Annotated in this window: 1 protein-coding gene and 1 pseudogene; both read right to left on the reverse strand. The window is 65.9% G+C overall.

What is annotated here, in order from left to right; all coding sequences use genetic code 11:
• Nucleotides 1-9,139 (reverse strand): amino acid adenylation domain-containing protein (locus AC09SL_RS29225; protein ID WP_479571974.1); only part of this gene is annotated, 9,139 nt, incomplete at its 3' end.
• Between the two features lie 124 nt (nucleotides 9,140-9,263).
• A pseudogene (locus AC09SL_RS29230) lies at nucleotides 9,264-13,017 on the reverse strand (non-ribosomal peptide synthetase); the annotation flags it as partial.

The raw sequence follows: 13,017 nt of genomic DNA on the forward strand, positions 1-13,017 counted from the left end.
GGGAGAACCCGCTGTCCACATTCGCCACGGCAATCTCGATGGGGTAGTTGGTGCGGGTTTCGGAGGCAATGAACTGCATGCCTTCGTGGTCGCCCATGTCTTCGACGTTTTCCCCGGAGGCGTTCACCAGGTCGCCATGGCGGCAGTTGAGGATCACCGTGAACAAGGGCAGCGAGGCATCCACCGCGCTGCAACGCTGGGCCAGGGCCAGGGGCGCCTGTTCGTGGGTCAGCAGTTCACTGAGTTGCTGGTAGGCGTCGCGGACAATGTCGCTGACGGTGTTCTGCTGCAAGCGAATGCGCATCGGCAGGGTGTTGATGAACATCCCCAAGGCGTGGTCGGCACCGGCGGTGCCTTGGGAGCGGCCCGACAGCACCGTGCCGAAAATCCCGTCGTCGCGGCCGCTGGTCGCCGCCACCACCAAGCCCCAGGCCGCATGGAACAACACGGAAGTGGGTACGCCTTGCTGGCGTGCCAGGCGATGCACCTGGGCACTGAGCTCGTCGCCCAGGTATTTCACGGCGCGCTTGATTCCCGCACCGTTGCCCCGGACATCCAGCACGCCGTAAGGCGCGGTGGTGGCGTCGACATCGGCCAGCAAGCGACGGAAATAGGCTTCGTGATCGGCCTGGGACACGCTGGCGGCCTGGGCGATGAAATTACGATAAGGCTGGGAGGGCGGCAGGCTGTCGGCCTGGCCGGCCAGGATCGCCTGAATTTCCAGCATGATCAGGCGCAAGGTGACGTTATCGCTGACCAGGTGATGGTCGAGCAACGCCAGCAACCATTGGGCGTGGGATTCGTCGTAGATGATGTACGCGGCGATCAGTGGCGCGCGCTGCAAATCGAGTCGCAGGTGATGAGTATCGGTATGCTCGCGCAGGATCTGCAGGGCGTCTTCGCCGGGGAAGCAGTCCAGGGTAACCACGGGCAGTTGCGCCTGGCGATGCACCACTTGCACCGGTTGCGGCAAGCCGTGCCAGCGCAGGGCGGTGCGCAGGATGTCATGCCGGTCGATGACCACTTGCAGGGCGGCAAGGAAGTCGTCGAGCACCTGGCGACGGCTGAACGTCACCACCGTGCGCATCAGGTAGGCGTCGCCTTCGGACTGCAACAAGTGGTGGAACAGGATGCCTTCCTGCAGCGACGACAGCGGATAGATGTCCTGCACGTTGGCGGCCCCGCCTGGCACGTCGTCGACGATCTGCTCGATTTCCCCCTGGCTGAGGGTTACCAGCGGCAGCATGTGCGGTTCGATGGCCGTGCAGTCGGCCGGGATCAGGTTGGCCGGGACGACCCGTTGGGCGTTGTTGCCACCGGCCAGGACAGTCGCCATGGCCTTGAGGGTCGGCGCGGCAAACACCGTGCGCACATCCAATTGCAGGTCGGCCTGGCGCAGGCGCTCGATCAGGCTGATGACCAGGAACGAGTGGCCCCCCAGCTCGAAGAAGTGATCCTGGCGACCCACTCGTTCAACCCCGAGCAGTTCCTGCCAGGCGCTGGCCAGGGTGCGTTCGATGTCGCCCAGGGGGGCTTCGTAGTGCTGGCTCGCGGCGGCAGACAAATCCGGCGCCGGCAAGGCATTGCGGTCCAGCTTGCCGTTGGTGGTCAACGGCCACGCTTGCAGGGTTACGAAGGCGCTGGGCAGCATGTGTTCTGCCAGTACATCGGCCAGTTGGCTACGCAGTGTCGAAGACTCGAGCACGACGTCGTCATGGGCGATCAGGTACGCCACCAGGCGTTTGTCGCCGGGCGAGTCTTCACGCACGATCACCAGGGCTTCGCGCACCTGCGGCAGGGCCAGCAGTTGGGCTTCGATTTCCCCCAGCTCGATGCGGAAACCGCGGATCTTGATCTGCGAATCGTTGCGGCCCACGTAGACCACGCCGCCGTCGGCGCGGTAGCGGGCGATGTCGCCGGTGCGGTACAAGCGTGCGCCGGGCGCCGCGGCATAGGGATCGCTGATGAACCGTTCAGCATTGAGGGCGTCGCGGTTCAGGTAATGCCGGGCCACTCCCGCGCCGCCGATGTAGATCTCGCCATCGACCCCCACCGGCACCGGTTGCTGGTACTCGTCGAGGATGCGCAGGCACAGGTCGGGCAGGGGCGGGCCGATCAGGCTGGGCGCGCCGCTGTCGATTTCCACTTGGCTGATCGGGTAATACGTAGCGTGCACGGTGATTTCGGTGATCCCGTACATATTCACCAGGCGGGTGCGCGACAGGGCGGTGCGCGCGGTCCAGGGCCGCAGGCTGCGGAAGTCCAGAGCCTCGCCGCCGAAGATCACTTCACGCAGGGCATGTTCCTGGTCGCTGCGCCCGCGGGCTTCGATGAACTGGCGGAAGGCGCTCGGCGTCTGGTTCAGGACCGTGACCCGCTGCTGGCAGACCAGCCCGTAGAAGTCATCGGGCGAACGCGCCACCTCGCTGGGGACGATCACCAGCTTGCCGCCGTAGCTCAGCGCGCCCCAGATCTCCCAGACCGAGAAATCGAAGGCAAAGGAGTGGAACAGCGTCCAGACATCGTCGCGGCCGAAATCGAACAGCCCGGCGGTGGTGTCGAACAGCCGTGCGACATTGCCGTGTTCCACCAGTACGCCCTTTGGCAGCCCGGTGGAACCCGAGGTGTAGATGACATAGGCCAGGTGCCGCGACGCCAGACCGAGGGTATCGGCGTCGGGGTTGCGGTCAAGGGCGCCATCCGCCTGATCCGGCGCCGCCATGTCATCGGTCAGGTCCACCACCGGCACCTGATGTTCAGGCAAGACGTCGAGGCAGGCCGGTTGCGCCAACAGGGCCACCGGGGCGCTATCCGTCAGCAGATAACCGAGGCGTTCGCTGGGGTAGGCCGGGTCCAGCGGTACATAGGCGCCGCCAGCCTTGAGCACACCCAGTACCCCACAGACCATTTCCACCCCGCGCCGGGCCAGGATCGCCACCCGGTCGTCAGGACGTACACCCTGGGCGAGCAACGCCTGGGCGATGCGGTTGGCCCGGCGGTTGAGGTCTTGATAACTCAGTTGAAGTTCGCCAAATACCAGGGCGATGGCCTGGGGGTGAGCGGCGGCGAATTGTTCGAAGCGCTGGTGGATCAGCAACCCGGGGGCGCATGCCGCCTTGGGCGGCAGCGTTGCCGGCGAGGCCTGGCGCTGTGCCGGGCTGAGCAACGGCAGGCTCAGCACCGGTTGCTCGACCGCCTCGACCATTGCTTCCAGCAGTATTTGGAAATGTTGGGCAAAGCGTTCCACGGTGGCACGGTCGAACAGGTCGCTGGCGTATTCGATCACCCCGGCCAGGTCGCCGCCGTCGTTGCCCAGGGTCAGCATCAGGTCGAACTGCGCGGTTTCATGGGCCTGGGCCACGGGCGCCAGGGTCAGCCCGGGCAGGCTCAGTTCGCCGCCGTCCGGGGTATTGTCCAGTGACAGGGCGACCTGGCACAGCGGGTTGTGGCTCAGCGAGCGCGGCGGTTGCAGGGCTTCGATGACTTGTTCGAACGGAATGTCCTGGTTTTCGTGGGCCGCCAGCGTCGTCTGTTTGATCTGCTCCAGCAACTCAAGCACGCTTGGGTTCTCCGTCAGGTTCACCCGCAGGGCCAGGGTGTTGACGAAGAAGCCGATCAGGTTTTCGGTTTCGGTACGCCCGCGGTTGGCCGTCGGCACACCGATGACCACGTCGCGCTCATTGCCCAGGCGCGCCATGAGCACCGACCAGGCGCTGAGCAACGCCATGAACAAGGTGACGTTGTGCTGTTGGCAGAAGCGTTCCAGGCGCTCGCGCAACGCAGGGGTGATCTGCACCGGGACGTCGCCGCCGCGGTAGCTTTGCATGGCCGGGCGCGGACGGTCGGTGGGCAAGGACAGCAGGGCCGGGGCGCCGCCGAGGTGCTCGCGCCAGAAATCCGCCTGGCGGTTGAGGCGCTCGCCGTCCAAGGCCTGGTGTTGCCAGGCCGCGTAGTCAGCGTACTGGATCGGCAGGACGGGCAGCGGGTCGGCCTGGTGTTGGCTGAAGGCCTGGTAGAGAGCGGCCAACTCCTTGACCAGCACGCCGACCGACCAGCCGTCGGAGATGATGTGGTGCTGGGTGATCAACAGGATGTGCTCATCGTCGGCCAGGCGCAGCAGGCGGCCGCGAATCAGCGGACCCCGGGCCAGGTCGAACGGCGCCAGGGCTTCGCTGTTGCCGATCCGCGCCGCGCTGAGGCTGGCCTGCTCATAAGGCAGCGCGCGCAGGTCCTGTTCGCTGAGGGCAAAGCCGCAATCTGGCGAGGCAATGATTTGCGCCGGTTGCTCACCTCGGCGTTCGAAGGTGGTGCGCAGGCTTTCGTGACGCGCCACCAGGCGATCCAGGGCCGCCTTCAGCGCGACCTGATCGAGAACGCCGCGCATCAACAGCGCGGCGGGCATGTGATACGCGCTGCCCGCGCCGGCATCGAGCTGGTCGAGGAACCACAGGCGTTGCTGGGCAAAGGACAGTGCCAGGGGCGCGCTGCGGTCTGCCAGGCCGATGGTCTCGGTGCTGGGGTTTGGCAGCCCGCCGACCACCCGTGCCAGTTCCTCCACGGTGGGATGGCTGAACAGTTCGCGCAGCATCAGGTCGCCGCCCAACTGCTGCCGGACCCGGGAAACCAGTTGCGCGGCCAGCAGCGAGTGCCCGCCCAATTCAAAGAAACTGTCACTGCGTCCCACCCGTTCGAGACCCAGCAGCTCCTGGAAGATCTGCGCCAGGGCCATTTCGGTGGCGCCTTCGGGCACGGCATAACCGCGTTCGGACATGGCGTCCAGGTCCGGTGCCGGCAGCGCGTCCTGGTCGAGCTTGCCGTTGGCGGTCAGTGGGTAGGCGTGCAAGCTGACAAAGGCGCTGGGGATCATGTAGTCGGGCAGGGTCGCCCCCAACTGCTTGCGTAATGCTGCCACTTGCAGCACGGCACCCGCCTTGGGGATCAGGTAGGCGACCAGGCGCTTGCCCTGGTTCGCGTCTTCGCGGGCCAATACCCGCGCTTCCCGCACACCGTCACAGGCCAGCAGCTTGGCTTCGATCTCGCCCAGCTCGATGCGGAAACCGCGAATCTTCACTTGGGCGTCGATCCGGCCGAGGTGAACGATTTCACCATTGTCGAGCAACTTGCCCAGGTCCCCGGAACGATACAGCCGCTCGCCGGGCCGGAACGGGTCGGCAATGAAACGTTCGGCGCTCAAGGCCGGGCGGTTCAGGTAGCCACGACCCACCCCCAGCCCACCGACGCAGATTTCACCGGCCACACCCACCGGCAGCAGGCGTTGATGGGCATCGAGCACGTAGGCCACGGTGGTCGGAATCGGCCGTCCGACATTGGATATTCCGGCGGCGATATCTGCGGCGCTAATGGCCTTGTAGGTCACGTGTACGCAGGTTTCGGTGATGCCGTACATGTTCACCAGCGCCACGTGGGAGAAGGCACGGTGGAAGGCGTCGAGCTTACCCAGTTCCAGGCTTTCCCCGCCGAAAATCACGTAGCGCAAGCGTTCCAGGCGCACATCCGGCGTTGCCAGGGCTGCGGCGCTCAGTTGCAGGAACGCCGACGGCGTCTGGTTTAGCACCGTCACCTGCTCGCTTTCAAGGAAACCCAGCAATTGTACTGGATCGCGGCGAAGGGCCTCGGGCACCAGGCTCAGGCGCGCACCGTAGAGCAGGGCACCGAAAATTTCCCAGACCGAGAAATCGAAGGCGTTGGAGTGGAACAACGACCAGACGTCGTCGGCGCTGAATTGGAAGTCCAGGCGATTGTTGTGCAGCAGGCGCACGACGTTGCGGTGTTCGAGCAATGCGCCCTTCGGTTCTCCGGTGGAGCCCGAGGTATAGATCACATAGCAGAGATGGTCCGCCGCGCTGACGTTGGGCAGGTTGGCAGCGCTGAAGGTGCTGTCCGTGGCGGCCTCGAACACTTCAATGCCCAGGGCCTGTAGCGCCGGGCTCACGCCCTGGCTGGCGATGGCCTGGCGGGCGCCGCTGTCGCGTAGCACATAGGCGATGCGTTCCTGGGGCGAACTCGGGTCGATGGGCACGTAGGCGGCACCGGCCTTGAGCACCGCCATGGTGGCGACAATCATCTGCACCGAGCGCTCCAGGACGATGGCCACCAGTGCCTGGGGTTGCACGCCGGCCGCACGCAGGCGGTGGGCGAGGCGGTTGGCCTGTTCGTTGAGCTGTCGATAGGTCAGCCGCTCCTCACCCAGATTGACAGCGATGCGTTCCGGGTATTGGCGTGCCTGTTCCTCGAAAATCTGATGCAGGGTCAGGGTATCGGGCCAGGCCGCTTCGCTGTCGTTGAAGTCGAGGATCTGCCGCTGGCGTTCGGCGGCATCCAGTAGCGGGACGTCGTCGACACGCAGCTGCGAATCCGCCACGTACGCTTCCAGCAGGCGCACGTAATGGCGCATCAGCTGCTGGATGAACGCCGCGTCGAAGAATTGCGCGTTGTACACCAGGTGCCCGGCCCAATGTGACTCATCGGCCGTGATCAGCAGGTGCAGGTCGTTCTTGCCGTAACCCAGGTTGGTTTCCAGGGTAGTGACCGCCAGACCCGCCACCGGTGCGTTGTGCTCGGTGGTGCGCTGGAAATTGAAGAGCACATCGAACAGCGCGGTGCGGCTCATGTCCTTGGCCGGGTTGAGGGCCAGGACCAATTGGTCGAACTGCATGTGCCGGTGGCGCAGGCCCTGGGTCAGGTTGTTGGCGGTCTGCTCCCAGAGCTGTTGCAAGGTTGTGTTGCTGTCGCACTGGCCGCGCATGACCAGCAGGTTGTCCAGCGGCCCGACGACATCCCGCAGGGCCGGTTCACGGCAAGCGGCCGTAGTGCCGATCACCACTTCATCGTGGCCGGCGTAGCGGCGCAACAGGGCGGTGAATGCGCTCAGGGCCAGGCTGTCACTGCTCACGCCGACTTCACGGGCCAGGGCTTCAAGGCGCCGTGCCAGCGCCGGTTCGAGGGTGAAGCCGTGGGTGGCTTCGGCAAATACATGCACCGCCGCCCGGGGTCGACTCAGCGGCAGTTCCAGGGCTTGCAGCTTGCCACGCAGTTGATAGGCCCAGTAGGCGCGCAGGTTTTCCAGCACGGTGGCCGGCAGGTGGCGTTGCCAGGCGGCAAAGTCGCCATAGCTCAACGGCAAGGTTGGCAGCTCGGCGCTGCGTTCGGCGCAGGCGGCTTCATAGAGGGCCACCAGGTCGCGCTTGAGTAGTTGCATGGCGCTGCGGTCGGCCAGCAGATGGTGCACGGCGATGGCCAGGATCGCGTGCTGATCGCTGGCTTGTACCAGGCTGGCACGCACCAGGCTGCCGCCATTCATGTTCAACGGGCGACGGGTGGCCGCCAGGGCCTGGTCCGACAGGTCGTGGGGGCCGGCCTGGATCCGTTCGAGGGCCAGGGTGGCCGGGCCGTCGAATTGTTGCCAGGCACTGCTACCGTCGCTCAACACCCTGCAGCGCAGGATGTCGTGGCGGGCCAGCAAGCCGTCGAGGGCGGTTTGCAGGGCCGGTTGATTGATTTCGCCGGTCAGCTCCAGCAGCAACGCAATGTTGTGGTAGACCGGGTTGGCGTCGTACAGGTAGCCGGTTTCAAACGTGTCGACGAACCACATCCGCTCCTGGTGAAAGGACAGCGGCAGCCGTTCCGGCACGGGCACAAGGGCCTTGACCTCGGGCAAGACCAGCGTCGCGTCCAGTTCCAGGGCGCCGATACGGGTGTCCGGGGCTTCGGTGAAGCAGCGCAACAGGCGCTCGAAACGCGCGGCGAGGCGCTCGATGGTGGCGGCGTCGAACAGTGCGGTGGAATACGACAGGCTGCAGGACAGGCTCGGGCCGCCTTCGTCGATGTGCAGGGACAGGTCGTGCTGGGTGTTGTCCTTGCGCGAGGGCAGGAACTCCAGGTTCAGCCCCGGCAATTGCAACTGTCCCCCGGTGCCTCCAGCGTTGGTGTAGAGCATGGTCTGGAACACGGGGCTGTAGCTGGCGCTGCGCGGCGGTTTGAGGGCCTCGACCACCAGTTCGAACGGGGTGTCCTGCTGGGTGGAGGATTCCAGCATCAGTCCCTTGACTTGCTGCAGTACCTGGTCGAGGGTCGGGTTGGCGTCCAGGCGCACGCGCAGGGCCAGGGTGTTGACGAAGAAACCGATCAGCGACTGTACGTCGTGGCGGTCACGGTTGGCGGCGACGGTGCCGATCACCAGGTCCTGTTGGCCACTGATGCGCGCCAGCAAGACCGCCCAGGCGGCCATCAAGGTCATGAAGGGGGTCGCCGCGCGGGATTGGGCGAACTGGACGATGGCGGTAGACAGTGATGCCGGCAGGTCGAAGCCCAGGGTTTCGCCGCGGTAGCTCTGCACCGCCGGGCGGGCCCGGTCGGTTGGCAACGAAAGCAGGGCCGGGGCGCCGGCCAGGTGGGCGCGCCAGAATTCCACTTGTCGCGCCAGGCGCTCGCCTTCTAGGTGTTGGCGTTGCCAGGCCGCATAGTCGGCGTATTGCCGGGTCAGCGGTGGCAGCGGATCAGGCTGCCCGGCGCTGAACGCCTGGTACAAGCTTGCGAATTCCTTGACCAGGATGCCGATGGACCAGCCGTCCGAGATGATGTGATGCTGGGTGATCAGCAACGTGTGTTCGTCGTCGGCCAGGCGCAGCAGGGTGCCGCGGATCAGCGGTCCGCGCAGCAGGTCGAACGGCGCCGCGGCGGCGTTTTCGCTCAGGTGCGAGGCCTGCGTGTCGGCCTGCTCCCGGGGCAGATGGCGCAGGTCATGGGTCTCGAGGCTGAAGCCGCAATCGGCCGGGGCGATGACTTGCACCGGCTGCTCGCCCTCGCGGCGGAAGGTGGTGCGCAGGCTTTCATGCCGCGCCACCAGGCGATCGAGGGCGGCCTTGAGGGCAGCCTGGTCGAGTGCGCCCTGTAGCAACAGCGAGGCGGGCATGTGATAGGCGGCGCTGGCGGTCGGGTCCAACTGGTCGAGAAACCACAGCCGCTGCTGGGCGAACGACAGCGCCAGCGGGGCGTCGCGGTCGACGCCGGGCATGTCGTCGGCAACGGTTTCGATGACCCGCGTGGCACCGCGTTGCTTGAGCAGTCGCAGCAGTGCGGCACGTTTCAACTGGTCGAGACTATCGTTATGTTCGTTCAATTTATTAAGCATCCTTGGAGACGATAGCGAGCAGTTCGCTTTCAGACAGCGAAGCCATTTCTTGTTGCAGGTCGAGCAGTTCATCCGACTCGTACTGCGCCAGTTGCAAGGTGTTGATCAGATCGGCCAGGGCCAACAGCGACGGGTGTTCGAACAGCCCCCGGAGCGGCATTTCGACGCCGAAGGTTTGCCGCGCCCGGAGCGTGACTTGCACCGCCAGCAGCGAGTGACCGCCGAGTTCGAAGAAGTCGTCGTGCCGGCCGATCCGTTCCAGGCCCAGCAAGTCGGTCCAGATCTGTGCCAGCAGCGTCTCGGTTTCGCCGTTGGGCGCTTCGTACTGGCGGCGAGCGAAGTCGTCGTTGCCGGGCGCCGGCAGGGCACGGCGGTCCAGCTTGCCGTTGGGGCTCAACGGCAGCCGCTCGACCACCACGAACGCCGCCGGGACCATGTAGTCCGGCAACTGCGACGTCAGGTATGGCCGTAGCGTGCTGCTGGCATTACGGCCGGCCAGGTGCGGCTCGACGCTCAGGTAAGCCACCAGACGCGTGGCGCCCGGCGTGTCTTCGCGAGCGATGACTGCCGCCTCGCGCACGCCCGGCAGGGTCAACATCAAGGCCTCGATCTCGCCGGGTTCGATGCGGAAACCACGGATCTTGACTTGCTGGTCGTTGCGTCCGAGGAACTCGACCACCCCATCGGCGCGCTGGCGCACCAGGTCGCCGGTGCGGTACATCCGTGGCTCGTCGCCCGGGGCGAAGGGGTCGCTGAGGAAGTGTTCGGCGTTCAGTTCCGCCCGGTCCAGGTAGCCACGGGCAACTCCCGCGCCGCCCACGTAAAGTTCGCCCGGCACGCCGAGCGGCACCGGCTGGCGCTGTTCGTCGAGCACATACAAGCGACTGTTGGGAATCGCTCGCCCGATCGGCACCGTGCCCAGGTCCTCGGCGCTGCAGCGATGCACCGTGGTCCAGACGGTGGCTTCGGTGGGGCCGTATTCGTTGTACAAGGCGATCGCCGGTTCCAGCGCGGCACATGCCTGCACCAACTGCGCGGGACAGGCTTCGCCAGCGACGATCATTTCTTGCAGGCTGTCATGGCCGTTGCCGTTGCCGTTGCCAAGGCTTGCCAGCACCAGGCGGCCCAGGGATGGCACGCACAGCAGCGAGGTGACGGCCTGTTCGCCAATGAACCGGGCGATGGCGTCGGGGTCGCGGGCGGTCTCGGCATCGGCGATGCATAGGGTACCGCCGCTGACCAGCGTACCGAAGACCCCGGCCACGGAACTGTCGAAGGCAATCGACGACAACAGCAGAAAGCGCTTGCCCGTTGCCGGTCCATACACCGTGCCCCGGGCCAGCGTCGAGCTCACCAGGTTGCGGTGTTCGATCATCACGCCCTTGGGCTTGCCGGTGGAGCCGGAGGTGTAGATCACATAGGCCAGGTGCTCTGGCGTCAGGCCGACGCTATCGGGTTGAGGGTCGCGGCTGTTCGACGACGTCGCCAACGCCCGTTCGATGGCCAGGAAGCGAGTGCCTTCTTGCAGCGTGCCCACGGCCGCACGACCGACCGGATCGGCCAGTAACAGGCGCGGCCTGGCATCTTCGATGATCGAGGCCAGGCGCTCGGCGGGATAGCTCGGGTCCAGCGGCACGTAGGCGCCACCGGCCTTGAGGATCCCCAGCAGGCCACTGATCATTGTCACGCCGCGCTCGACGCAGATGGCCACCAGATCCCCCGGCAGGACGCCAGCGGCGATCAGTTGCTGGGCGAGACCGTTGGCCTGGACGTTGAGCTCGGCATAGCTGAGGGATTGGCGGCCGTCGAGCGAGGCACAAGCGTTTGGCGTGCGGCGGACCTGTTCTTCGAACAGCTGTTGAATGCACAGGCCAGTGGGGTAATCCACCTCGGTCTGGTTAAAGGTGTCCAGCAGCAGCGTGCGTTCCTGGGCAGGCAGCACGTCCAGTTGCGTGAGCGGGATCCGTGGCGTGTACATCAAGGCCTGGGCCAGTTGCTCCAGCGCCCGTTGCATCAACGCGCAGATGCGCTGCGGGTCCACCGCTTGGACGCTTTGCACGGTCAGGCCGAGGGCATCGCCGTAGTCGTTGACCGACAGGGTCAGCGGGTAATTGGTTCGCTCGGCACTGTCCAGGATGCGCATGCCCGGCCATTGCAACTGACTGTCGTCGCGCTGGTGCCGGTAGTTGAGCAAGGTGGTGAACAGCGGCAAGGCGCTGGGCACGCCACTGCAACGTTGCGCCAAGGCCAGGGAGGCCTGTTCGTGGGCCAGCAGCTCGACCAGGTCGCGGTGAGTGGCCAGCACCTGTTCGTTGGCGCCCGCGGTCATTGGCACCCGCACCGGCAGGGTGTTGATGAACACGCCCAAGGCCCGTTCGGCACCGGCCGAGCCTTGCAGGCGGCCGGCGACCACGGTTCCGAACACCACGTCATCGCGGCCGGTGCAGCGGGCCAGCACCTGTGCCCAGGCGACATGGAACAGCGTCGCCGGGGTGATGCCTCGTTCCCGGGCCTGGGCCCGCAGGCGCAGGTTGAGCTCGACGCTCAAGGTCACGCTGGCTTCCTCGATGTGGCGACCGTCGCCTTGTACCTCCAGCAGATCGAAGGGCGCGGTAGGGGCATCCACATCCGCCAAGCGGCGGCTGAAGTAGGCTTCGTGGACGTCGGCGGGGACGGCTTGGGTCTGGGCGATGAAGTCACGATAGGGTAGTGGTGGCGCCAGGTGCTCGCCTTGGTCATGGAGGATCGCGTGGATTTCTTCCAGGACGATTTCCAAGGTCACGTGGTCGCTGGCCATGTGGTGGTTGAGCAGTGCCAGCAGCCAGCGCTCGGAATGCGGATCCTGGGCGACGCAGGCCCGCATCAGCGGGGCTTGGCGCAAATCCAGCCGCAGTTGCCGTGGGTCGCTCAGGGCTTCGAGCTGGCTGAGCGGGTCCAGGTGGCTGTCGAGGGAAACGCTGTGCACCGGCAACTGCGCCTGGCGCTGAACGACCTGCACCGGCTGGGGCAAACCGTCCCAATGCACGCAGGTGCGCAGGATGTCATGGCGATCGATCACCTGTTGCAAGGCGGCGGTGAAGGCATCGAGGCGCTGGCGATCATCGAACTCAAGCAGCGAGCGCACCAGGTAGGCGTCGCCTTCATGCCCCAGCAAGTGATGGAACAAGATGCCCTGTTGCAGCGGTGCCAGTGGGTAGATGTCTTGGATGTTCGCGGCACCGCCAGGCACGGCGTCGACGATACGTTCGAGTTGGTCGGGGGTCAGCGCCACCAACGGCAGCATGTCCGGGGTCAGGGCTGTGCACTGAGGGGGAATGCGGTTGGCCGGTGCCTGGAACACCGGGCTTGGGGCATGCGTCAGGGCCTGGGCCAACTCGGCCAGAGAGGCGGTGCTGAAGATTGCCCGGACATCCGCGTTCAAGCCGTGTTCGCGCAGGCGTTCGATCAGGCTGACCGCCATCAGTGAATGGCCGCCCAGCGCGAAGAAGCCGTCATGACGACCGATGCGCTCGACACCCAGCAGGGCTTGCCAGATTCCGGCAATGATCCGTTCCACACGGCTCTCGGGGGCTTCATAGGCGCGGCTGGCGTAGGCGTCCTGGTCCGGTTCGGGCAGGGCACGGCGGTCGAGCTTGCCATTGGGTGTGAGCGGCAAGGCGTCCAGCACGACGAAGGCGCTGGGCACCATGTGCTCGGGCAGGCGCTTGAGCAGTTCGGCGCGCAAGTGTCCGGCGGCGGCCGGTTCGCCACACAGGTAGGCCACCAGACGCTGGCCGGACGCGTGCTCGCGGGCGACGATTGCGGCTTCGCGTACACCGGCCAGTGCGGCGAGGGCGGCTTGGATTTCCCCCAACTCGACCCGTAGG

This window comes from Pseudomonas sp. PF05 (assembly GCF_056521845.1).